At 50.8% G+C, this 22,884-nt stretch carries 22 protein-coding genes; 3 read left to right on the plus strand and 19 right to left on the minus strand.

What is annotated here, in order from left to right:
* Positions 1-49: 49 nt before the first annotated feature.
* From C7B82_RS00005 to C7B82_RS00025, 5 genes are all read right to left on the minus strand, one after another.
* Complete coding sequence (locus C7B82_RS00005) at positions 50-643, minus strand: hypothetical protein (protein WP_106254268.1); 594 nt, start codon at positions 641-643, stop codon at positions 50-52.
* Between the two features lie 66 nt (positions 644-709).
* Positions 710-1,030 carry an SH3 domain-containing protein gene (locus C7B82_RS00010; RefSeq protein ID WP_106254269.1) on the minus strand — a complete coding sequence of 107 codons (321 nt, stop codon included), beginning with the start codon at positions 1,028-1,030 and terminating at the stop codon, positions 710-712.
* Between the two features lie 202 nt (positions 1,031-1,232).
* A complete protein-coding gene (locus C7B82_RS32890; RefSeq protein WP_219903799.1) occupies positions 1,233-1,892 on the minus strand; it encodes a hypothetical protein in 660 nt (219 codons plus the stop codon).
* A gap of 59 nt (positions 1,893-1,951) precedes the next feature.
* Entirely contained in the window at positions 1,952-2,089 is a 138-nt protein-coding gene (locus tag C7B82_RS32895; protein ID WP_219903801.1) for a hypothetical protein, read from the minus strand.
* Positions 2,090-2,755: 666 nt separating this feature from the next.
* On the minus strand, positions 2,756-3,610 hold the full coding sequence (locus C7B82_RS00025; RefSeq protein WP_106254270.1) for a DUF6671 family protein: 855 nt from the start codon (positions 3,608-3,610) through the stop codon (positions 2,756-2,758).
* A gap of 341 nt (positions 3,611-3,951) precedes the next feature.
* Between C7B82_RS00025 and C7B82_RS00030 the strand changes: the two genes are divergently transcribed.
* On the plus strand, positions 3,952-5,331 hold the full coding sequence (locus C7B82_RS00030; RefSeq protein WP_106254271.1) for a dihydroorotase: 1,380 nt from the start codon (positions 3,952-3,954) through the stop codon (positions 5,329-5,331).
* A gap of 126 nt (positions 5,332-5,457) precedes the next feature.
* Here the strand turns inward: C7B82_RS00030 and ilvD are convergent, their stop codons facing one another.
* The 8 genes from ilvD to arr form a co-directional block, all read right to left on the minus strand.
* Positions 5,458-7,146, minus strand: coding sequence for a dihydroxy-acid dehydratase (gene ilvD / locus C7B82_RS00035; protein ID WP_106254272.1), 1,689 nt, complete (start codon positions 7,144-7,146; stop codon positions 5,458-5,460).
* 198 nt (positions 7,147-7,344) lie between these two features.
* Positions 7,345-7,920, minus strand: a complete 576-nt coding sequence (locus C7B82_RS00040) for a DUF1697 domain-containing protein (RefSeq protein ID WP_106254295.1) — start codon at positions 7,918-7,920, stop codon at positions 7,345-7,347.
* A gap of 158 nt (positions 7,921-8,078) precedes the next feature.
* Positions 8,079-9,383, minus strand: a complete 1,305-nt coding sequence (locus C7B82_RS00045; protein ID WP_106254273.1) for a sensor histidine kinase — start codon at positions 9,381-9,383, stop codon at positions 8,079-8,081.
* Between the two features lie 73 nt (positions 9,384-9,456).
* Complete coding sequence (locus tag C7B82_RS00050) at positions 9,457-11,610, minus strand: ATP-binding protein (RefSeq protein ID WP_106254274.1); 2,154 nt, start codon at positions 11,608-11,610, stop codon at positions 9,457-9,459.
* Between the two features lie 30 nt (positions 11,611-11,640).
* On the minus strand, positions 11,641-12,393 hold the full coding sequence (gene modA / locus C7B82_RS00055) for a molybdate ABC transporter substrate-binding protein (RefSeq protein WP_219903802.1): 753 nt from the start codon (positions 12,391-12,393) through the stop codon (positions 11,641-11,643).
* Positions 12,394-12,658: 265 nt separating this feature from the next.
* Positions 12,659-13,021, minus strand: coding sequence for a hypothetical protein (locus tag C7B82_RS00060; RefSeq protein WP_146141003.1), 363 nt, complete (start codon positions 13,019-13,021; stop codon positions 12,659-12,661).
* A 50-nt stretch (positions 13,022-13,071) separates the two neighbouring features.
* Positions 13,072-13,476 (minus strand): hypothetical protein, encoded by a 405-nt coding sequence (locus C7B82_RS00065; protein ID WP_106254277.1) that lies wholly within the window; start codon positions 13,474-13,476, stop codon positions 13,072-13,074.
* An 89-nt stretch (positions 13,477-13,565) separates the two neighbouring features.
* A complete protein-coding gene (arr, locus tag C7B82_RS34890) occupies positions 13,566-14,036 on the minus strand; it encodes an NAD(+)--rifampin ADP-ribosyltransferase (RefSeq protein ID WP_422632147.1) in 471 nt (156 codons plus the stop codon).
* Between the two features lie 894 nt (positions 14,037-14,930).
* On the opposite strand from arr, the gene C7B82_RS00075 reads away from it, so the two are divergent.
* Both C7B82_RS00075 and C7B82_RS00080 read left to right on the plus strand, forming a co-directional pair.
* Positions 14,931-16,505 (plus strand): AAA family ATPase, encoded by a 1,575-nt coding sequence (locus C7B82_RS00075; protein ID WP_106254279.1) that lies wholly within the window; start codon positions 14,931-14,933, stop codon positions 16,503-16,505.
* 200 nt (positions 16,506-16,705) lie between these two features.
* Positions 16,706-17,170, plus strand: coding sequence for a hypothetical protein (locus C7B82_RS00080; RefSeq protein WP_106254280.1), 465 nt, complete (start codon positions 16,706-16,708; stop codon positions 17,168-17,170).
* A 65-nt stretch (positions 17,171-17,235) separates the two neighbouring features.
* On the opposite strand, the gene miaB is transcribed toward C7B82_RS00080, so the two are convergent.
* The 6 genes from miaB to trmD all read right to left on the minus strand — a co-directional run bounded on the left by miaB (position 17,236) and on the right by trmD (position 22,369).
* Positions 17,236-18,600, minus strand: coding sequence for a tRNA (N6-isopentenyl adenosine(37)-C2)-methylthiotransferase MiaB (gene miaB, locus C7B82_RS00085; RefSeq protein ID WP_106254281.1), 1,365 nt, complete (start codon positions 18,598-18,600; stop codon positions 17,236-17,238).
* Positions 18,601-18,744: 144 nt separating this feature from the next.
* Positions 18,745-18,978, minus strand: a complete 234-nt coding sequence (locus C7B82_RS00090; protein WP_245939656.1) for an orange carotenoid protein N-terminal domain-containing protein — start codon at positions 18,976-18,978, stop codon at positions 18,745-18,747.
* Between the two features lie 110 nt (positions 18,979-19,088).
* A complete protein-coding gene (gene ispF, locus C7B82_RS00095; protein ID WP_106254283.1) occupies positions 19,089-19,574 on the minus strand; it encodes a 2-C-methyl-D-erythritol 2,4-cyclodiphosphate synthase in 486 nt (161 codons plus the stop codon).
* Between the two features lie 215 nt (positions 19,575-19,789).
* Positions 19,790-20,416 carry a DUF1517 domain-containing protein gene (locus tag C7B82_RS00100; protein WP_106254284.1) on the minus strand — a complete coding sequence of 209 codons (627 nt, stop codon included), beginning with the start codon at positions 20,414-20,416 and terminating at the stop codon, positions 19,790-19,792.
* Between the two features lie 74 nt (positions 20,417-20,490).
* Positions 20,491-21,576: a DUF1517 domain-containing protein gene (locus tag C7B82_RS00105; RefSeq protein ID WP_106254285.1), complete on the minus strand. Its 1,086-nt coding sequence runs from the start codon at positions 21,574-21,576 to the stop codon at positions 20,491-20,493.
* A 64-nt stretch (positions 21,577-21,640) separates the two neighbouring features.
* Positions 21,641-22,369: a tRNA (guanosine(37)-N1)-methyltransferase TrmD gene (gene trmD, locus C7B82_RS00110; RefSeq protein WP_106254286.1), complete on the minus strand. Its 729-nt coding sequence runs from the start codon at positions 22,367-22,369 to the stop codon at positions 21,641-21,643.
* Positions 22,370-22,884 lie beyond the last annotated feature (515 nt).

The following is a 22,884-nucleotide window of genomic DNA, read 5'->3' on the forward strand; positions in this document are numbered from 1 at the left end:
GAGATGACCCTAGCTTCTGCACGATGTCAAGCATCTAAGGGCAATCGGTCTATCTCTCCACCCTCAAGATACAAGGGGTAGAAGGAGTCGATGGAGATGTGCTCGCAGTATAGGGGCTGAGATTGGGTGTCCACGCCCAACCTTTGACGCTGGGATCGTCGCGGAATTCAACCTCGCACCAAGTGGGCAGTGTCTGCCTCTGGCAGCGCAGGTTCCGCAAAACTGTTCCACCTGGGACATTATTGGTCACGGTTTTGGACAATAGGCCAGGGTTGGCTTTAAGGAAGGTTTTGGATGCGGTTACAACCCAGAATTCTGGATTCTGACCCGCAGCATTGCCGCCACTATTGCCGCCACCCAGGTTGACCGACAAAACCGTGTTATCAATGGTGTTGACGCGGCATTCTGCCGTTTGGCTTGTCTTGTTATTCCGCATGAACAGGGTAACTGCGCCACTTTCAGCACTGACTGGACCGGCACTGGTCACGGATACAATGCGGGTTGCCACTCCCATTTCTTCAGCGGTTCTTTGGATACAGGCATTTCTGGCAGTAGAGGGCACAGACTGAGCGATCGCAGGATAGGCGATTAAAAGCGCGATCGCAGCGATCGCGCCAGTTCCAACAACAGGTTTTAAGTCCATCACACTATCAAACTCCTCAAGAAATTAATCGTCATGTTACCGAGACAACGGTTTTACCCGAATCGATTACTTACCACCATCAGAAAAGATAATGAAATCACTACGAATCCAACCGATCGCTTTCGACTGCACAAATTGCACCTTGCACCAGTTCAAGTCGCTGCCGCGACGATCGCGATCTTGGACGCATTGAATGACTTTCACGCGATCGCCCGGTAGACCATAACTGGGTGAACTGGAGTTAATAGTAGGTTGCGATCGCACATTGATGCGCGCATTAGGATTGCTGGCTCTCAGGGTGGAAATACCACGAGCCAGAGCAGGCGATACGACTCCTAGAAGGGCGATCGCGGCGAGAAATAATGATAAATTCCGTTTCAGTAACATGATGACTTCCTTCTAATAATTGACCAATCAAGCATCTAAACATTTAGACCTCGGAGAGTTCTGAACCTCCGAGGTCTAAGTAAGCCGTAGTCGCTGACCTAAACTGGACGTGTTGGGTGCGAAATTACTTCATGCCAATCACTCCGACTGCCTTAAGACGTCGGAGTGACAGTCTCAAAGCACTGCGAACTAAAACGGGAGTTTATAACCTTCCTTCATTGGCGGTGGAAAAGAAGTAATTGTAAAATTCTGTGCCCGTGACCTTGTTAATGACGACAACGCGGCTGGTGCCTTTATCGTACATCACCCGTACTTGACTATCCTCTCCAGCAAACATATTGCCAGAGGTTCTACGCAAGGTTCCCCGGAATTTAAATTCTCCCTCGGTGATCTGCGTAACGATCTCATTCGCATTTCGCAGCGTCATATAGGTAAGGGGAGTGGGCGACTTCGCCGCTGTATTAGGCGCAGGCTGGGTGCTCTGCTGACTATTCTGCTGATTATAGGGAGCCGGATCCCAATAGACATAAATTGACTCAGTGGCGAGGCGGAAGATTTGCCCCTTGTCACCCAGTCCAGATTGCCGATAGGCAGCACGACCATTTTGATCACGGTAGTTGCCGGGGTTATTCCCCACCGGAACTAAGTCATAACGTTTGCCATTTTTTAGCTGAATACCAACGACTCCCTGACGCTGTGAAAAGGTACAAAGACCAGAAGATTTGGCACGGTCTTCCCCTTTGGGATACACGTCACAACGGGCAGTAACCGTATCGGCTTTGGCAGCAAGGGCGATTGTCAAAGACGCGATCGCGAAACCAGCACTAGCAACGACTGCCAATGTTTGACGTACAGTCCTCATGGATGCTTCTTTCCTACTCCGAAATTGCCTACAGTTAAAAAAAAATGCCGCATTTTTCTTTACTTGTCAACCGTACCCACTCCAATCTTTCGGGTATTCCGCCGCTCAACCCAAGACTGCAACGGCGATCGCCCGTCAATCCGCTGCACTGCCGTGTTAGCTGAGAGACGCACCGATCGCTTCTCACTACCCCTCATCCAAAATTTTCTGGGCGCTTTCGGAACTACAAATCGCCCCTCACCACTGCCCTCACCGATAACCTTCTGGGCGCTTTCGCCAGCACAAACAAGACCCAATCCACTGCCTCAACAACCAATATTCTGGGCGTTTTCGGACAAACAGGCAACCCTGAAAAACCAGTGCAAAGACTGACTGCGGAGCCAGCTAACTCTTATTTAGACTGATTTCATCCTGTCTAATCTGCATAACTCCCCAGCTTGGGGATCTTATGCGGATCTGGATCTGCATAACTCCCTAAATTAGGAAGATAGGCAGAAGTTTGTCTGGATAACTCGCCAAAATGCGATCTTATAAGGCTCGACATCAGGATAACTGCTTAAATCGGGGGTGTTATCCCGCACTTAATACGGATAGTAGCCTTCCTGGAGGGAATTAGGCGGATAACTTCACATTATTTTTATGTGTGAGAAGCATCGATCGCCCTCTGGGTACTTTCCGGTTGCGCGAGCAGCTTGCGGGACAAGTGCAAGGACTCTGAACGAAGCCAGCTAACGATTGACTTGAGCGGCGAAAAGTAGCCCTGAAACGTAGACGGGGAGACTTGATTCGCCGCTCCAACGACTTGTTAGACAGGATGAGTTGAAGCTACATAAGATCTTAATATCGCTTCTATAGAAACGACATTAAGGATTGCAGTATGGACATTGTGCCGGATCTGCTGCTTCGATGCCATCGGGGAACAGTTTTTCTTGGCGAAACCCGCAGTGCTGGCAGTGGTGGATGGCGACACGGGTGAGATCTGTGGGAAAATGGCACAGGGCGCAGGGCAGACCGGGCTGATATTCGACTGGCTCAAAGCCGGGATAGGCACAGTTGGGACAAGTGCTTTGAATCGCATTAACGAGGTTGGTGGTGGCTTTTGCAATCACGTTCATGCGGGTTGGGTTGTAGAGCGCCCGCATGTCAGTTTCTAGGTGAATGGTGGGCGATCGCCGCAGGGCTTCGGTCACGACGGTTAGCAGTTGTGCTTCACTGACAATGCCTTTCACAATCTCATTCGGGTTTTTAGTCGATGCGTGAGGCATGACGACCAATCCATGCTCTGGAAAGCCAATAGTTTGAGCAAAAATCTGCGCTTCTTCCACACTCCGAACGGTTGTATGGCTATAGTTTGTTTCTATAGAAATCTCTTGACCGAAAATCTCTAGGTTGTGAACGCGATCGACTAAGACGACTAACTCACAATTGCAGGCAATCATCGGAAAGCCAGGATGGGGTCCAAAGCTGCCTTCGCTGGCGATCGCCAAGCTTTCGCCCGTAAGCTCCAGTGCGTTTTCAGCCTTTAAGCGTGCGGTTGATCTTTGATCACCCGGTCGATCGCGATCGCGAGTAAAGGTGCCAAACCGATCCGTATTAAAGTTTTCGGGAAGCTGAAGCTTGATGCCTAACGCCTGTTCCAAAATGGGTGCAATCACTTTTTCTTTACGGTGCATCGTGGCTAGTACGCCAACCCGATTTGCAAAGAAGGTATGGGTCATCCGCGCGCTCCTCAACAATCGTTCATTTCACGCAAACTTGATTTGAACCGTGGTCTTCTCGACCAATCAAGCACCCTAACGCGTCGCTTGAGCGGCTACAGACAACCTTTGCATCATAACCGATCAACTTTTGGCGCTCGATGCGCATGGGCGTTGTTGGACTGCAACCTCTGCACATCCTTGAAGATAGCGGCTTGAAACTCGTAACGGAGAAACTGTCTCAGGTTTGGGTGGGCTTGCTCTAGAAAGGTGGGCGACATCTGCTGAACTGAGTTTTCTCATGGTCGGACAAAATTTGGCTTGTAATTTCCTAAGATGGAAGCAGTATTTTCTGGTTTAGCATGACCCCATCGCCCGACCGCACGTTATTGATCCGCAACGCCAGGGTTTTACTCCCCAATGGGCACTTTCAATCCGCTGACGTGTGGATTGAGGGAGGCTTGATTGGAGAGATTGGCTCAAACCTTGACCGCACGGCTGATACTGTTATTGAGGCTAACCATCTAACCCTGCTACCCGGCGTCATTGACCCCCAAGTGCATTTCCGTGAACCGGGGTTAGAGCACAAAGAAGATCTGACCACAGCATCCCGTGCCTGTGCCCGTGGCGGCGTGACGTCCTTTTTAGAAATGCCCAATACAAAACCGCTGACCATTAATCAGGCGGCCCTCAACGATAAGCTGACACGAGCCGCCCAAAAGTCTTTTGTGAACTTTGGCTTTTTTATCGGAGCCACGGCAGAAAACTTACCTGACCTGCAAACAGCAACTCCAACTCCCGGCATCAAGATTTTTATGGGGTCGATGCATGGCGATCTGCTGGTTGATCAAGAAGGCGCGTTAGATCGCATTTTTGCAACCGGCACCCGCCTGATCGCCGTTCATGCCGAAGACCAAGCGCGGATTGCCCAACGGCGGCAAGAATTTGCAGGCATTACCGATCCGGCCATTCATTCCGTGATTCAAGATAATCAAGCGGCGCTCAACGCAACGCAACTGGCGCTCAAATTGTCTAAAAAATATCGGCGACGACTCCATATTCTGCATCTTTCCACAGCAGAAGAAGCCGAACTGCTGCGTCAGGAGAAGCCAGCGTGGGTGACAGCGGAAGTCACACCCCAGCATCTGCTGCTCAATACGGGCGACTATGAAAAACTGGGGTCACTGATTCAGATGAACCCGCCGATTCGGAGTGTCCATGACAATGAGGTGTTGTGGCAGGCACTTCAGGATGGTGTGATTGATTTTATTGCCACCGATCATGCGCCCCATACGCTGGCCGAAAAGGGTCGGGCAACGCCCACAAACCAGGCGGATGAGGAAGCATCTGCAACGACCGTTTTTCTAGAGCCTGCCAAGGTGCCATCGGGAATGCCTGGAGTAGAAACCTCTTTGCCGCTAATGCTCACCCAGGCGATGCAGGGGCGATGTAGCGTGGCTCAGGTTTCTCACTGGATGTCTACGGCAGTGGCAAAAGCCTATGGGATTGTCGGGAAGGGCGCGATCGCTCCTGGTTACGATGCAGACTTAGTGCTGGTGGATTTAGACACGTATCATCCTGTCCTGCGCGAAGAACTTCAAACGAAGTGTGGCTGGAGTCCATTTGAGGGATGGAATTTGACTGGCTGGCCTGTGATCACGATCGTGGGGGGGCAAGTGGTATACGAGCGCGGCAAATTTAATGAACAGGTTCGCGGTCGAGCATTGATTTTTAACCCCTAGTCCAACGATAAGAACTCAAACACCTGCGTGTTGATTGATCTTGCGATCGCAAGAGACTTGATTCTCCTGCGATCGCGAATCCCAAACCTGATCCAAAATGATGCAGGCGCGATGACTCCGGTTTGATCAAGGCGACACGTTGAGATCGGTAACGGCACCCAGGCTGCTGGAGGATACCAGAGTGGCATATTTCGCCAGAACGCCAGAGGTATAGCGAGGGTTTGGCTTTTGCCATTGAGCGCGGCGACGATCTAGTTCTTCGTCAGGCACGTTGAGCTGCAACAAGCGGGCTGTGGCATCAATCGTGATGGAGTCGCCTTCGTGAACCAGGGCGATCGTGCCGCCCACATAGGCTTCCGGTGCCACATGCCCCACCACCATGCCGTAGGTGCCGCCAGAAAACCGTCCATCGGTGATCAGCCCAACGGCATCGCCCAAACCAGCCCCAATGATGGCAGAGGTTGGTGCCAGCATTTCCCGCATTCCAGGTCCGCCTTTGGGACCTTCGTAGCGAATGACAATCACGTCTCCGGCAACGATCTTGCCTGCCAGAATCGCATCCAGACAGGCTTCTTCAGAGTCAAACACCCGTGCGGGGCCAGTGATCTGTGCTTTTTTGATGCCTGTGATTTTAGCGACGGCTCCTTCGGTGGCCAGATTGCCTTTCAAGATTGCCAGGTGTCCCGTGGCGTACATGGGGTTAGTCCAGGGACGAATGACATCCTGGTCAGCGCGAGGCTCATCGGGAACCTGCCGCAAGCGCTCGGCAATGGTATCTCCGGCAATGGTGAGGCAATCGCCATGAATTAAGCCGTGGTTCAACAGCATTTTCATCACTTGAGGAATACCGCCCGCTTTGTGCAAATCGGTGGCGACATAACGACCGGAGGGCTTGAGGTCGCACAGCACGGGAACACGGGCACGGATGGTTTCAAAATCATCCAGTTTCAGGTCAACGCCAGCAGAATGGGCGATCGCCAAAAAGTGCAGCACCGCATTGGTCGAACCACCGACTGCCATGATCACCGCGATCGCGTTCTCGATCGACTGGCGGGTGATGATATCGCGAGGACGCAGATTATTGCGAATTGCCTCCACCAGGACTTTTCCTGCCAGTGCCGTATTCTCAGCTTTCTCAGGATCTTCCGCCGCCATCGTAGAGGAATACATTAGGCTCATGCCCATTGCCTCAAACGCCGAGGACATGGTGTTAGCCGTATACATGCCACCACAGGAACCCGCTCCTGGACAGGCATTGCGCTCCACGGACATCAGACGCACTTCATCAATGCGACCCGCACTATATTGACCCACCGCTTCAAAGGAACTCACCACGGTCAGGTCTTCTCCCTCCAGATGCCCTGGTTTGATGGTGCCACCGTAAACGAAGACGGCTGGAATATTCATCCGCGCCATCGCAATCATGGCTCCTGGCATATTTTTGTCGCAGCCACCGATCGCCAGAACACCATCCATACTCTGGGCGTTGCAGGCGGTTTCAATGGAGTCGGCAATCACATCGCGTGACACCAGGGAATACTTCATGCCTTCGGTGCCCATCGAAATGCCATCACTCACAGTAATGGTACCAAAGATCTGAGGCATGCCGCCCCCTAGCCGAATGCCTGCCTCTGCTTCCATTGCCAGGGCTGCGATTCCCATATTGCAGGGCGTGATCGTGCTGTGGGCGCTGGCGACACCCACGATGGGTTTCTGAAAGTCTCCATCACCAAAACCGACCGCTCGCAGCATAGCGCGATTGGGCGATCGCTGCACTCCTTCGGTAACGACTTTACTTCTCCAGTTCTCAGACATCCTGATTTTCCTAAATTTATGGGTCGGGTAGCAGATGTCAGATGTTCAGCTTCCTGTCAATTACTATAACTAAACAACTGCTCTTACCAATTCTCGCAGAACACTCCAACTTCATCTACCCAACAGTTAGGCTGAGATTTTCAGTCCAACGGCTCAAATCAGCGGCGGTAGAAACCCTGAACTCATTACTAGCGACTCTCAAACGTCCGCTGCATTTGAATTGTTGGGCGGCAACGCAATGAGTGTTGCCATTTCTTTTAGCTTGCAAACGGTATTCCAGTTACGATCCGTCATGGGTACACCAATTAACTTCTCGCTACTCGCAGCAAGCTTAGACCTACCGATGCCTTCCGGTGCATGTAGATAAAAGATGCTACCGATCAAACAAAACCGCTCGCTATCCTTCTTCAAGCTTTCCAGTTTCTTCAAATCCGGGTTCTCTGGTGCAAATGCTAAAAAACCAAGGTGCAATGAACTAGGTTCAGATTCTGCTTCTGGAAATGGATTATTCGTAATTGCCGTTTCAATTTCAGAAAGTTCGATCACAAGAACATGTGGCTTGAATCCGCATCGTTCTCTGATTTCAATGCCAAGTCTTTTGGAGAAGCTAGAAATGTCTTTTGACACACTTTGAAATACCACGTTGCCACTTTGAATGTATGTTCTAACATTGCTGGCACCAAGGATCTCAAAAATGGACGCGAGATCCTTCATTAGCAAAGAGTTTTTGCCGCCGACATTAATTCCTCTGAAAAGTGCAATGTATGTATGCATAAACCACATGAATTCACTGACTGGCTCTCCCGGTTTTGTGGTTACAAGTAAGTCTTATGTAGCCGTAACAGGGCGTTTCAGCCCTTTATTACGGAAAATTTTGTATCTTATGCTACGGTTAAAACCGGGGATCAGGGAGAGCCATTTAATTCTCATTCCTAAGCAACTTGATAGAGGGACTGCTGAACTGGAATTTCAATCACAAATTCTGCTCCCTGTCCTGGTATAGATTGGCAGTAGAGTTTGCCGCCATGTTTTTCGGTGACAATTTGGTAGCTAATGGAAAGCCCCAGTCCGGTGCCTTTGCCGATCGGTTTGGTGGTAAAAAACGGCTCAAATAGTTTATCACAGATGCTTTTCTCAATCCCAGAACCATTATCGGCAATGCGGATGGCGATCGCCTGATGCGGCAAGAATTCTGTACGAATGATGATCGTACTGGGATTCTCTTTGATGTCCGCAAAACCACGTTCTTGATCCCGTTCTTCTAGGGCATCAATGGCATTGCTGAGAATGTTCATAAAGGCCTGATTTAGTTGGCTAGAGTAACATTTCACGGGGAGCAGTTGTTCGTAGTCGCGAATAATCTGAATGCCGGGATGATCGGGTCGAGCTTTGAGACGGTGTTGCAAAATCACCAGGGTACTTTCAATGCCTTCATGGATATCGATCGGGCTGGATTGTGCTTCATCCAGGCGGGAAAAGTTTCGCAGAGACAGGACAAGTTGACGGATGCGATCGCTGCCCAGTTTCAAAGAATTGATCAGCTTGGGTAGATCCTCTGCCAGATACTCGACATCAACCTCGTCCATCCATGCCTGAATTTTTGGGTGGGGGTGGGGGTGGCACTCCTGGTACAACTCCAGAAAAGTTATCAGATCCTGGATATGTTCTTCGGCGGGGATAAGGTTGCCGGCGATGAAATTGATGGGATTATTAATTTCGTGGGCGACACCTGCCACTAATTGCCCCAGAGAGGACAATTTTTCACTCTGCACCAGATGCACCTGAGTCTGTTTCAGATGATCCAATGTCTGAGAGAGTTCAGTTGTGTGTTGTTCCAATCTTTTTTGGGCATCCGCCAGTTGCAGATGCACTCGAATCCTTGCCAGTGCTTCTTCATGCTGGATGGGTTTGGTAATGTAATCCACTGCGCCCAGGCTCAACCCTTTGACCTTATCCACCGAGTCGGAAAGGGCTGTCATAAAAATCACAGGGATGTCGCGGGTGGTGGCATCTGCTTTGAGTCGCTGGCAGGTTTCAAACCCGTCAATGCCTGGCATCATCACATCCAGCAGAATGATATCAGGCTGATAGGACTGAAGGCGTTGCAGGGCCGCTTCTCCACTTTTGGCGATCGCCACCCGATAACCAATCTCACTCAGGACATCAAATAAGACTTGAATGTTGGTAGGGTTATCATCTACCACCAGAATGGTTCCAGATGGGGTTTCAGCAGACACAGGCAGACTCCTTAGATTATGCAAGATTGAAAGTTACAAATGAGAAATTCCTACTAGTAGACGGTTTGAAGGTTCAGTTTTGCGCTAGAGCATGAGGTTCGAGCAGATCAAGAATGGCTTCGTCATCAAACTTGTGACTCAGATCCAGCAATTTGTTCGCAAAGGGCGCATACTGCGGATTGAGTTGCTTGAGGCGGTTGGCTTCCTGCTGGATATCGCTCATAAAGCCATCTTTGGCCGCTTGATAAAGCGTGACCAGTTCCGCTGGCAATGGCACAATCCAATCCGCACTATTCGCAACGCTGACGGAAACTCCTTCCGCTTCTGCTGGCGTTTCATAAATCCATTGCAACTCCAGGTGACGCTGCAACTGACTGAGCAATCCATTAAACTCAATCGGCTTGGGGAAAAAGCTATCACATCCTGCATCGATCACATCCTGCATATTCACCTGAGACAGGCTGGCAGGGGAAGCAATGATGGGCAGTTTGACGAAATCGGGTAAGGCTCGCAGGCGGCGGGTCATTTCCAGTCCGCCCATTTTGGCCATCATCACATCAGTAATGATCAAATCGGGGCGCAGTTGGAGGGCAGTATCCAGACCGGACTGCCCATCTTCTGCCTCAGCCAGCTTAAAGCCCAGGGGTTCCAGCATTCCCATCACTACGGCGCGATTTTCCCGGTGATCGTCAATCACCAAAATTTTGCGCTGGTGGCCCTGATAGCCAATGACTTTTTGGTGGTTCGCCGCCGGTTGCGCAAGCCAATCTCTGGCGATGGGTACATCGACCTCAAACCAGAATGTGCTGCCTTTACCGGGGGTGCTGCTGACCTGGATGGTGCTGCCCATCATCTGGACAATTTGCTGACTGATGGACAGTCCTAATCCGGTGCCTTCACTATTGCGATCGCGCTTTCCAGCCTGCTCAAACGGCAAAAAGATCGCAGTCAATTTTTCGGTTGGAATGCCAATGCCGGTGTCTTCGACCTGGAAGCGAATTCTGGTGGAAGGGATGGGGGGTGTGGGGTGGGGGGCGTGGGAGGATTCTCCAGACTCCACGACTGTAACGGCAAAGGTAACGTTGCCGAAGTCGGTAAATTTGACGGCGTTACTGAGCAAGTTCAGCAATACCTGGCGCAGGCGCTTGTCATCGGCATAGACTGCCGTGGGCAGATTCGGCATGGGGCGGTAAGCGAAGGCAATCCCCTTTTGCTCGGCTTTAATGCGGCAGATTTCTACAGTAGTTGTGAGGAAGTTGGCAAAGTGGAAATCCTGGGGATAGAGATCCATCTTTTGCACTTCCAACTTCGACAGATCCAGAATGTCGTTGATCAGGGTCAGCAGGTGGGAAGCGCACTGATGAATCACGCCCAACCCCTTCTGTTGTTTAGCCGTGGTGGCGGGGTCGCGCTGGAGAATCTGAGCATAGCCCATGACGCCGTTCAGCGGAGTGCGAAGTTCGTGGTTCATGTTGGCAAGGAACTCACTCTTGGCATGGTTCGCAACTTCTGCTGCTTCCTTGGCAATTTGAAGTTGACTCAAATTTTGCTCCAACATCTGGTTACTTTGCTGGAGTCCACTTTCCGCTTGATTCCGTTTCAGGGTTTCGCGCCGAATCAGAGAGTACGTCCAGAGAATAATTGCCAGGTTGAGTCCAATCCCGATGACAAACGCTCCCATTGCCTGAATCGCAGTCGTTGTAGCCGCTTGCTGTTTCAGCCGTATGGACACGGTTTCGTTGGCTTCGATCTGTTGGATCAGCAACGTCGCTTCGTCAAACAGTAAGGTTGGCGATCGGTCAATGGCAGCATCTAGCCCTTTTGTTTGCCGAAGTTCAATGCCCTGCCGCAGGTGTCGCAGGCGTCGAATGATGAATGCTTCTAGCCGCTGACCTACGGCCGTTTCTTGTGCATGAAAATCGGTTTGCATTGAGGCTTGCAGTTGCCGCATTTCCTGATCCACATCGATCATGCGCAGTCCAAATACCTTCAAGGTAGATTTTTCCTCGGTCAGCAGGTATCGTTCCTGCAATCGTTCAGTATCCTTGAGGGCACTGGTCAGAGATCTCAGGGTATTGAGGGTTGCTAAATCTTCAGCAATCTGGTGGTTAATGTCCAGGGTGCGGTTTGCGCTCCCGAGGGCGATACCACTGGCAGCCAGCGCCAGGGAGGTAGCCACTCCCAGGCTTGCAGCAACGGTTTTGAGAAAATTGGGTTGTCGGTTCATTGCTCCTATCTCCTGCCTGACTCCTTGTTTCTATGACCGCACCGTATGCAGCCCAAACTTTTCAAAGACTGCCATGGCCTGATCGCTGCTTAAAAAATCCAGATATGCCTGCATTTCCTGGGCATGGGCAGAGGCTTTGACCAACGCTCCACAGGCTCGGATCGGATCATAAGAATCCTTTGGTGCGGTCGCTAACACCCTGACTTTGGCAGAGCTTTTCGCTTCTGAGAGATAGGTAATACCCACTTCAGCCTCTCCTTGCTCAACGGCGGCCAAAACTTCCCGCACATCTACCTTGACGACCACGGCCTTCGACTCCACAACTTGAGTAATCCCCAACCGGGTCAGCAGACTATGGGTATACCGACCCATCGCAAGATTGTTGTTGCCGATCGCCACGGTTTTGATGCGATCGCTGGTTAGCTCGCGGAAATCAGACAGTTGCAGGGATGAGTTAACCGGAGCGATCGCTACAATATCCGTAGTCAGCAGTTCCTTGCGGCGTTCCCGGACAATCAGCCCCTTGGCTTGCAACTTATCCAGCGGTGGAAGATCTGCAAAAAAGACGCCATCAAAAGGTTCTCCCCGCTCAACTGCCGCCTGTATCACGGCAGAACCAGCAAAGATCGAGTTAATCACAACGTTGGGATGGTCGCGCTGGTAGAGATCTTCAATCTCTTTCATCGGACTGCGTATCATGCCCGCGCCACCAAAGTTTAAGGTAATGACCTGACTTGGCGGGGATGAACAGCTATTCAACCAGAGCGAAAACATCAGGGACATAAGGCATAATCCAATCGCCTGGAAGGGCTTCATAGGAATTTTACGAAAGTCTTCACTGATTAGAGTTCCCGAAAATTCCTTCTTCTAACCCAAATATTGCCTTATAGCAGTTTTCATTTTTATGAGGTGCAGGCATGAGGTGCAGGCAAGGAGCTTAAGCCCCTTGTTTCACGGCACAAGGCATACTTCACTGAATCGAAAACTGCTATGTACTGCCAAGCCTGTAGACGAAAATGCGGTGCCGGGGCGGACTCCCACAGCACCCTCAGGGGTTCAACATTAGAAGTTGTTGCCGTTCGATCGGATCATGGATTAATTCGGCTCCGACATTAAGCTGGTTGACGATGTCAAAAATCTTGGCCGCTTGTAGGTGGGCAGCCATATTTTGCCACAAGCGTTGCCCAATTTTGAGGTGAGTTGCCTGTTTCTGGTCGGCGGGAATCAGAGAGTAGGCGGACTGCTGGACGCGATCGTGGAAAAATTTATGGACACAGACACTGGAGGAAACGGCCTGCCATCCTGCTTGTTGCGGGTTATTAACAGCTGCCCCCGCCTGAAAGAACTTATAAGCCTCATTTTGCGGTACAACGTTCCGCTTCACCCGCCGCAAACAACCTCTCGAACTCAACGCAAAGACTCTAAACGGTCGGGTGCAAGCGGATTGTTATGTGGCGATCGTTAGGTCATTGAAATCACTGGGTAGTTATAACTCTCCCTGACAACTAAACCATCTTTCCAATAACCAATCGAGATCTGATTGCTTTTGTTATCAATGACTTGATCACCATATCTGATGGTGAAATCATTGTACCAATTGGAAACTACAACGAAGTCATAAGTATGATCGGCTGAGACTGCAATATCTTGACTGATCAACCTAGACTCTCTAAATTCAACCAACATTTCGTTAAAAAAGATTACTCTTCCTTGGCGACAGGCTTCTTTTCCTATAGTGACTGTACCGTCACCTTCAATCATCACAATATCCTCAGCATAGTATTTTTCCAATGCAACTGAGGTTTGAAAGGTTACAACGAGGTGGTTAATGTCTTCTAGCTTGGATTGTAATTCTTCGAGAGTCATGGCAATAGACGTGTTGAGTTGAGTTGTTTAGATACTTCTCAAGAAGTTCTATTATTCCAATGTTGGGCAGGGCATTAGCACCTCAGAAACTAATTAATAATTTCTCCTTTGTTATTAGCCAACTTTTCACGCCATTTTTGGAGTTCCTCAGGTGTTTGTCTCACCCAATCTGTCACTTCACCAACGATTTTTAATGGTGCTTGGGAGCGATATGAGCGTGTCGGATTGCCCGGAAATTTTTTGTCTGTAACATTCGGGTCATTTTCAAAACCCCCTGTCGGTTCAACGATATAAACACGTTCACGTCCATCGCCTTTTGCTAATGCAGCAGCTAGTCCCGCTCCATTAACAAGGGCTGCAAAATAAATGTGATTCATTTTGAGTTCAGATTTGTAATTAGAACTGCCCCCTGCTGTCAGCAAATCTCCAACCGACAAATCTGCTTTCGTCCCATGATAAAAAGGGCCTTTGTCAGAAGGTTTATCCTTAAACGAAGTTGCTAATTCATAATTCTTTTTTGCCTTGTCAGGGTCGCTTAAGTCCTCATAGCATTTAGCAATGTTTGAATATAGAGAAGGGAAAGCACTCTTAACAGAGTCGTTATTTATTTTTAATGCAAACTGCAAAGTCGTTTCGAGCCATTTTAATTTATCGGAAACATTTTTTTGATGTCGGGCTACATAATGAGCTGAAATAAATTTTTCAAAGTCGTATGCCGCTTCGTTCCAGGCTTGAAGAAATAGTTCACTTGCTTCTTCAGGGTTGCCTTTTTCTTCCATGCCCATACCTTGAAGACAAAGTTTAACAACATTGTTGCTTGGGTTGAATTCCATAATCATTTTGTCTCCTAATTATCGTAATATCGCCGTATTCTAAACAATTACTAGACAGTAAGTGGCGAGTTGTTAAGTACTGAAACATACAACAAACTTGGCGACGGATTCAACTATGAACACAGTCTATCAAAACTTGCCAGTTATGCTTCAATCAAGAACTTACGACCACTTAGAGATCTCAACCCGCAGATACCTCCTCAGTACGCCCTCACCGAAAGCCAAAGCCACATAACTTGTTATTAGACGGAACCTTTCCGCAGATCCATCCCAAAACAGGCGGATTGGCAGACAGTTTCCGCAGATCACCCTGTTTTAGGTAGATAGGCGGAAATTTTCCGTTTGGTTCGCTTCTCCGGGCGGATCGACGGGAATTTTCTGTATATTCTCTGAATTGGCTGAATAAATGGGTAACTTCTACATAATATTCTGAGCAGAGAAAATAGAGACTTTCGGCGTCACTCCTTTCTACAGACTCCGAGCATTCCACAGAAATCGGTTTTGCTCGCGTGACTCTTTGCAATGTCACCCCGATCGCTCCCCTCTCAATGCTGCCTTTGAGGAATAAACGGGCACTCTAGCGTCGTCAGCGGTAGTTTTTCTGCTCTAGACGTAAAGCCTATGCACTTGTCTCCTAGTCCCCTTTCTGCCAGCATTCACGAACTGCAAACCCTGATCATGTCGTTCCATCCTGCGATCGTCATTGAGACGGTGGAGGAAGAGCGGGTGCAGACGTTGTTGCAAGAAGCCACGCAGGACATGAAAATGCAGTTGCTGGAGTGGAGTATTACTCAGGGCTTGGCGCGATCGCACAGTGCGTCTGGCAATACTGGCACGTCGGAGAATCGCTGGGTTGATGAATGTGCCCCACCAGGGGCGCACAAGCCTGCTGCCTTTGAAGACACCGCTGACCCGCTGAAGGCGTTGAAGTGCTTGCAGGACATCAGCTTCAAGGCGGTGTTTTTGCTCAAAGATTTTGCCCGACACCTGGATGATGCTGAAGTGGCACGTCAGTTTCGAGAAGTCATCCAACTGTTTGCTCAAAGCCGATCGGCGATCGTCCTCACAGGCAACGCCATCAAATTACCAGCCGAAATTGCCCACGATGTCGTTTACTTCGACCTCAAACTGCCGGGACGCGATGAATTGCAGCAAGTGGTTGCCGATGTGATGCGATCGCTACGTGTCAAAAACCGCGTGCAAATCGAACTGCAGGATGCAGATATTCCCGCGCTCGTGCAGGCATTGAGCGGGATGACCTTGAAGCAAGCACGACAGGTCATTGCCTATGCCGCGCTGGAAGATGGCAAACTGACGCTGCAAGATGTCGGGCGCATTCTTCAGCGTAAAGCCCAGGTCATTCGCGATGGCGGCGTGCTGGAATACTTCCCCACCAGCGATGTGCCTGTGGATTTGGGCGGCTTTAACGGGCTCAAGCAATGGCTGGCTCAGGCGCGAGTGGGCTTCAGCCCGCAAGCGCAGGCGCTTAATCTGAAACCGCCCAAAGGCATTCTCATTGTGGGCATTCAGGGTTGCGGCAAATCTCTGGCAGCGAAAGCGATCGCCCGTGCCTGGAAAATGCCCTTGCTCAAGCTCGATACCAGTCGCCTGTATGACAAATATGTGGGTGAATCGGAGAAAAACTTTCGGCAGGCGATCGCCCTGGCAGAGTCAATGGCTCCCACGGTGCTGTGGATTGATGAAATCGAAAAGACCTTGGGCGGCAGCACGGGCGGCGATGCCGATGGAGGGCTAAGTCGGCGACTCTTCGGTTCCTTTCTCACCTGGATGCAAGAAAAAGCGCAGGAAATCTTTGTCGTCGCTACGGCCAACGATCTCTCCCAACTGCCGCCCGAACTACTGCGTAAAGGACGGTTTGACGAACTCTTTTTCGTCGATTTGCCCAACGACGCTGAACGTACCACCATCCTGCAAATTCACCTGACGCGACACCGACAAGCGCCCCAGCATTTCGACATGGCTGCGTTGGTCAAGGCGATCGACGGGTTCAGTGGTGCCGAAATTGAGCAAGCAGTCATCGCTGCTCTTTATCGCGCCCTTTACCTGCAAAAGCCGCTTGATACCGCCATTCTGCTCGAAACCATCAAAGCTACGATTCCCCTTTCGGTATCCCGCCGCGAAGATTTGCAGAAACTGAGAGCGATCGCCCAAGAACGCTTTGTCAGCGTACGATAACTCTACAGTCGTGTGTTGATACTGAAAGGAAGACTGGTAGTGAGAGGAGAAAGGTTATACTCGTCTGGTAGAGACGCTGCTGTAGCCTTCGATGGAGCTACTACGGTTTGGGACGTGGCATCAAGATGTTCGCCCCACTCTTGAAGGTCTAGACAAGACGGTATACGGTTATGCTTAAAGCAACGAAGGCAGAGTAGGGGATGCTGTATCTGGCGCAGGTACAAAAAAAAGGGCTTTTAGGTAAAGCGGGGCTACAGCTCTTGGCGCGTCAGAAGTCTGAAAACGCTTGGGCCTTGCTGCCTGAAGAGGAGGTTATTCTTTCAGGCGAGGCCAGTAGCTTCAGTGAAGGCATGTTTGTTCTGGTTGAGCTGGGCGCTAACCGTCAGGTTCTGACCGTCAACGATGCCAAAGAATGGTTGTTGGGGCTAGTGCAGAATTTTTTGGTCAACGGTATCACGCCTGCGTTCTTGCAGCAAGAAACTGAACGGGCAGAGCAATGGCGGCAGTCTCTAACCCTGCAAAGCCAGGAACTCGATCGCCGTGCGTTGGAGCTAGAAGCGCGCAAAGAACAAATCCAGGAGATGGAAGAAAAACTCAAGCGCGAGAAAAAGGCGCTGGATGCTCTCTCGTCGCAACATAAATCGCAAAGCAATCCCGCAAATTAGAGGTTCATTTTGTCGGGACGTTCCATGGAACGTCCCGACAAAATACGGCACCTGCTGATCAGCAGTCACACCAAGGCGATAGGGGCAGCAAGCGGCTGGACACCTGTGAGGCTAAACGCTCGCACTTCCGTGATTTTGACATTAATCAGTTTGCCCTGCATTGTCGCAATGTCGCCAGGGAAGAAGGTCAGGCGATTACTGCGAGTGCGTCCCATCACCTGAGTTGGATCTTTGGTGTTTTGGGCTTCGACTAGCACTTCTTCGATGCGACCGCGGTAGCGTTCCGATCGTTCAGTCGCTTTCGTCGAAACCAGTCGATTGAGCTGCTGGAGGCGATCGGTTTTCACCGCTTCACTCACCTGATTGTCCCATAGCGCCGCGGGTGTATTCGGACGCGGCGAATAAGCAGCTGTATTCACCAGATCGAAACTCAGCTCATCCACCAACTTCAGGGTTCGCTCAAACTGCGCGTCGGTCTCACCCGGAAAACCCACGATCGCATCGGCACTGATTGAGGCGTCTGGCATGTAGTGACGAATGGTGTCAATAATGCGGCGATATTTCTCGTGCGTGTAGCCCCGCGCCATCGCTTTGAGCAGCTCATTGTCACCCGACTGGAAGGGAATGTGGAAATGTTCGCAGACTTTGGGCAACTCGGCGCACGCACGAATCAAGCGTTCCGTGAAATAGCGAGGATGACTGGTCGCGAACCGGATGCGCTCAATGCCCGGTACATCGTGGATGTAGTAGAGCAGATCGGTCAGCGTATGTTGATGACGGCCTTCAGGCGTGGAGCCAGGGAGATCGCGCCCATACGCATCAATATTCTGTCCTAACAGAGTAATTTCTTTGAAGCCTTGCTGTGCCAGTGCTTCAATTTCAGCGCGAATCGCTTCGGGCGTGCGGGATTGTTCTACACCACGCACGTTCGGCACCACGCAATAGGTGCAGCGCTCGTTGCAGCCATAGATGACGTTGACCCAAGCCGTGACCGTACTGTCGCGTCGCGGTTTGGTAATGTCCTCCATGATGTGGAGCGGTTCCGTCGCCACCACCTGATTGCCGCTAAACACGTCCTCCAGCAAATCTTGCAGCCGGTTGGCATGTTGAGGCCCCATCACCAGATCGAGTTCTGGCACCCGTCGCAGAAGCTGTTCGCCTTCTTGCTGTGCCACACAACCCGCGACAATCAGCGTCAAATCAGGCTGAGTTTGCTTCCGAATTGCCTGTCTGCCGAGATACGAATACACCTTCTGCTCGGCGTTATCACGAATGGTGCAGGTGTTGTAGAGAATGAGGTCGGCATCATCGGGTTGCTCTGCCCACTCGAAGCCCATCGTTTCCAAAATGCCAGCCATACGCTCAGAGTCGGCTTTGTTCATCTGGCAGCCGAAGGTGGTGATGTGATAGCGGCGAGAAGCAGCGGTCATGGGGCGCACATTGAATGGTCAGTCTTAGATCTTATAACAGTCCACAATGAATGAGCCTGTAGTGGCGTGACCGATCGCGTCCCCACAGGCTCACCGTCCCTACAGGTTGGACGTTTCTCTGTTTCGCCGGTCTGCTAAATCGCCTTATAAACCGGTTGCGGGGTCGTGCTCAACCGCATTGGGATCGATGCCCATCGGCGACACGATGTCGCGGAATAGGGTAATTTGTTCGCTAAATTCTAACAGCCTAATCTGACTAAACAGAGACTCAGCTTCAGCTGACAGCTTGTAGTCAGACGGTACATTGTCTCCACATAATGTAGCGACCGGACGATCGCGATTAAACCCACCGCAGACAGAAGCCCACAATGTCCCCACAGACAGAGGGAACCCTGTTATGCTGGGCAGCCTTAAAACGGTGCACGATCGACCGCATGTAAGCGCACAACAAGAAACGCTCAGCACTGCTTTAAACGAACGGTTCTCAACTAACGGTTTTCAACCAACAGAACAACGGCATAAGCCGAGATGCCTTCTTCGCGTCCGGTTGCATCAAGCGTTTCGTTGGTCGTCGCTTTGATGCCGACTTGGTCAGGCTGCAAATGGAGAGCGGTTGCCAGACGATCGCGCATCGCTTGGATATGTGGCTTCAGTTTCGGACGCTCTGCGACGATGACCGAGTCAATGTTGCCAATCTTCCAGCCTTTCGCTTGTACCAGTCGATCGACCTCTGTGAGCAGCACCACACTGTCGGCACCTTTCCATTTGTCATCAGTCGGTGGAAAGTAATGACCAATATCGCCCAGACTAAGGGCACCTAACAGGGCATCCATAATAGCGTGAGTGAGCACATCTGCATCGCTGTGACCCAGCAAGCCTAGTTCATGCTCGATTTTTACCCCTCCCAAAATGAGCGGACGATCGCTAACTAGGCGGTGTATGTCATACCCGTTACCAATCCGAATGTTAGTCATCAGCGTTCAGCGCTCGGCTTTTCGATTATAGGCTGACGAGCGGCAGTCAATTGAGCCTAAACATGGGGCTATAGCGGTCAGCATGCAGCGCTCAGCAGTCAGATCAAGGCTGACCGCTGAGGGCTTGCTTAACGATCAACTCTCCAACTTCAACCCTCAGTTTTGAAATTAAGGCTGATTGCTGACCGCTGACCGCTGACCGCTGACCGCTGACTCTACGCGATCGGCACCAAATCGGCATAATGCGCTGCCAGATCAGCATCAGTCAGACTGTCGATTGGGTCTTGGGGCGTCCAAAGCAATTCAAAGGCTAGCAAAAAGTGCGATCGCAGCAGCGTAATTTCTGACAACACATCGCGCAGCAGTGAGGTTGAGTAAATTTCGTTAAACAGAGGCTCATCGTCGGCAGTGCCAAGCAGCAGCGTAACCACAATATAAGCCGAATGCTCATTGGGATGATCGGGTGCCACTGGTTGCTGCGTGACGACTCCATTCACGTTGGTCAATGTTTCGGCGCTAAATTTAGCACGCTCTTGTAAAGAAAATTGATTAAATAATGCTTCCGCTTCTTCACGGCTATCAACCGTTTGCGACCCTGCCATGACATGTGTCCAAAAATCAGCGTTCTCCAGCAGTGTCTTCGCTGTCTCTTGCAACAACTCAAACAGTCCTTCTGGTGTGGCAGTATTGGCTTGTAGTGCAATGTCGGAAAACTTAATCTGAAGCCGTCGCGCACGCGATCGCAGCGCAACTTGTAGTCTGCTAACGGTCACAATCTCGTTTGTAAGTTCGGTCTCGTCAACGTCTTGAAGAGCGGACGATGCCTGCAAATCTTGTTCCATAACACCCTGTCTTGATCAATTGGTTCTCTTAAAGTGCGTTTTAAAGGGCTGACTAATTCCCTTCACGGTTGCCTTTAAAGCTGCACCATCTCTGTATATTCCGTTAGCAGTTCGTCATACGTGAGACTATCGGATGACTCTTGCGGGCTCCACAGCAGTTCAAAGGCCATGAGGTAATCGGATGGGAGCGATGCTAGCCGCTCCAGAGCCTGACTCAAGTCTTCCTGGGTGCGTATCTGGCTAAACAACTGCTTGTCGTGGGCTGTGCCTACCAGCAATGTCACCACAATGTATGAAGCTGGGCCTTCCTCTGGGTCAGGTTTAAACCCATCACGTTTGTTGACTCTGCCGCCCACGTTAGTCAGTGTCTCGACGCTAAACTTGCTGCGTTCCACGATCGAAAGCTTGTTAAAAAGGGCTTGGGCGTCTTCCCGACTTTTGACCGTCTGCGAGTCTGCCAGTACATGTGACCAATTTTCTGGCATTCTGAGCAGGGCTAAAGCTGCTTCTTGCACGAGCTGTAATAACCCTTCGGACGTGTCGGTATCGACTTCCAGGCTAAGCTCAGTTAGCTCAGACTGAATCTCGCGAGCCTCTGCTAGCAACGCCACCTGAATTTTGCTGACGGTGACGATATCGTTGTCTAGTTCTTGGGTGCCAGACGCGCCGCCGTTGTTTCGCATGGCTTTAAACACGAAAAACACGAGACCAAAGACCACGATCGCCGAAACACCAATAAAGAATAGGGCGACAATCCAGCCGATCCCAGAGTTGTTGGTCGAAGCTTGGCCGTTGTTGTTGCCATTGTTGTTGCCATTGTTGCGGTACGGGTCGTTGTAAACACCAGGGCCCACTGGCACCGGAACAATGACAGGCCCACCCCCGCCGTTGTAGTAACGATCGCGCTGGTAAGAGGGGCTGTTGTTGAAACCGCTAGAGCCAGAAGACCGAGATGGGGAAGACTTTGACGGAGAAGAGCGCGACGGAGACGAACGGAAGGAGCCTCCACCGCTACGACCACCGCTGCTGCGGGCAGAGGCTTCTGACGCGATCGTCAGGCGGAGTTGGGTGGACTCTGTCGGCAGGTGAATGGTGAGTGTGCCAGCCAGCAACGTGCTTGTTGCAATCGCACAGTAGCGTCGGAGTTTTGAATGTCCCATAAATTGCAGCTTTGGATGTAAGCCCGACTAACGTTAAAGCTACCCTGCTTCTTATTTTAAGCAATCAGCCTTCAGGCGTCTCTGAATCGTATGATTCTTGACTTGACTGATCCTCAAGCCACTGGTCGTAAAGGTCGGGACGACGATCGCGTGTACGCTCAATTTGTTGCGCTTTGCGCCACTGCGCGATCGCTTGGTGGTTGCCAGATAACAACACCGCTGGTACGTCCCATTCCCGAAACACAGCCGGGCGGGTGTATTGAGGAAAATCTAACAGCCCATCTTCAAAACTCTCAGCCTTCAGCGATTCTGCCTTGCCGACGGTGCCAGGCAACAACCGGATGACGCCGTTCAAGAGTGCCAGTGCTGGAATTTCGCCGCACGTCAGCACAAAATCGCCCAGCGAAACTTCTTGAGTCACGAGATTGAGCACTCGTTCATCGACGCCTTCGTAGTGTCCACAGATGATGACAAGCTGTTTGTAGTCGATCGCGAACTGCTGGAACATTGCCTGGTGCATTGGTTTACCCTGCGGTGTCATCAAAACAACCGCTCGTCGGGGCAAGGCGGGTAACGACTCCACGGCCGCAAAAATCGGTTCTGGTTTCATCAGCATGCCTACACCGCCGCCGTAGGGCTCATCGTCTACCCGGTGATGCTTGTCTGTCGTAAAGTCGCGTGGGTTCGTGCAATGCACTGTGGCGATCGCTTTGCTAAAAGCCTTGCCGAGCAACCCTGAACTGAGGGGAGAAGCAAAAAAATCGGGAAATAAAGTGACAAGATCAAAGCGCATTGCAGTTGGACTTTAGACTATGAACTGTAGACTAGAAAAGACAGGAGTCTAGCAGGTTTGGGTCGTCTAGGGTCAAAAATTGACTGCCTCAACCCTAGCAGTTGTATCAAAAGATCGAATAAAATTCCGTGGTCGTTTAGGCAGCTAGAAAGAATAACCTGAACAAGTTGCGGCTGAAAAGTCCATTCACTGGTGCCCTTATGGGAAAAACGTTCAACTTATTTCTTCTGGATTCCTTAGATTACGTTTCAACAATCTGGCATGATGAAGCCTAGGATAGCGAGAAGCTTAAGGTGCAGTTGGTGCCTGCAGTAGCGATCGCGATCGGCGTCTTAATCTCATCCCTCTCGGGCGCTTGTGCTGAGCAAACATTATGATGATGAGGACAATGAGCGGTCAGGCGGCAACATGAACAAACGCAGCGTCTACACCTCAGTCATGAAACTATGGGAACGCCTTTTCCCCATTGCGTCTGGGGTTACAACGTCGCAAATCGAATTTCAGTCCCTTGGAGA

The sequence above is a fragment of the Stenomitos frigidus ULC18 genome, assembly GCF_003003795.1.
Lineage (GTDB): Bacteria > Cyanobacteriota > Cyanobacteriia > Leptolyngbyales > Leptolyngbyaceae > Stenomitos > Stenomitos frigidus_A.

Coding starts and splice junctions, on each gene's coding strand:
- C7B82_RS00005 (WP_106254268.1), bottom strand. CDS start 643: ATGGACTTAAAACCTGTTGTTGGAACTGGCGCGATCGCTGCGATCGCG.
- C7B82_RS00010 (WP_106254269.1), bottom strand. CDS start 1,030: ATGTTACTGAAACGGAATTTATCATTATTTCTCGCCGCGATCGCCCTT.
- C7B82_RS32890 (WP_219903799.1), bottom strand. CDS start 1,892: ATGAGGACTGTACGTCAAACATTGGCAGTCGTTGCTAGTGCTGGTTTC.
- C7B82_RS32895 (WP_219903801.1), bottom strand. CDS start 2,089: ATGAGGGGTAGTGAGAAGCGATCGGTGCGTCTCTCAGCTAACACGGCA.
- C7B82_RS00025 (WP_106254270.1), bottom strand. CDS start 3,610: ATGACCCATACCTTCTTTGCAAATCGGGTTGGCGTACTAGCCACGATG.
- C7B82_RS00030 (WP_106254271.1), top strand. CDS start 3,952: ATGACCCCATCGCCCGACCGCACGTTATTGATCCGCAACGCCAGGGTT.
- ilvD (WP_106254272.1), bottom strand. CDS start 7,146: ATGTCTGAGAACTGGAGAAGTAAAGTCGTTACCGAAGGAGTGCAGCGA.
- C7B82_RS00040 (WP_106254295.1), bottom strand. CDS start 7,920: ATGCATACATACATTGCACTTTTCAGAGGAATTAATGTCGGCGGCAAA.
- C7B82_RS00050 (WP_106254274.1), bottom strand. CDS start 11,610: ATGAACCGACAACCCAATTTTCTCAAAACCGTTGCTGCAAGCCTGGGA.
- modA (WP_219903802.1), bottom strand. CDS start 12,393: ATGTCCCTGATGTTTTCGCTCTGGTTGAATAGCTGTTCATCCCCGCCA.
- C7B82_RS00065 (WP_106254277.1), bottom strand. CDS start 13,476: ATGACTCTCGAAGAATTACAATCCAAGCTAGAAGACATTAACCACCTC.
- C7B82_RS00075 (WP_106254279.1), top strand. CDS start 14,931: ATGCACTTGTCTCCTAGTCCCCTTTCTGCCAGCATTCACGAACTGCAA.
- C7B82_RS00080 (WP_106254280.1), top strand. CDS start 16,706: ATGCTGTATCTGGCGCAGGTACAAAAAAAAGGGCTTTTAGGTAAAGCG.
- miaB (WP_106254281.1), bottom strand. CDS start 18,600: ATGACCGCTGCTTCTCGCCGCTATCACATCACCACCTTCGGCTGCCAG.
- ispF (WP_106254283.1), bottom strand. CDS start 19,574: ATGACTAACATTCGGATTGGTAACGGGTATGACATACACCGCCTAGTT.
- C7B82_RS00100 (WP_106254284.1), bottom strand. CDS start 20,416: ATGGAACAAGATTTGCAGGCATCGTCCGCTCTTCAAGACGTTGACGAG.
- C7B82_RS00105 (WP_106254285.1), bottom strand. CDS start 21,576: ATGGGACATTCAAAACTCCGACGCTACTGTGCGATTGCAACAAGCACG.
- trmD (WP_106254286.1), bottom strand. CDS start 22,369: ATGCGCTTTGATCTTGTCACTTTATTTCCCGATTTTTTTGCTTCTCCC.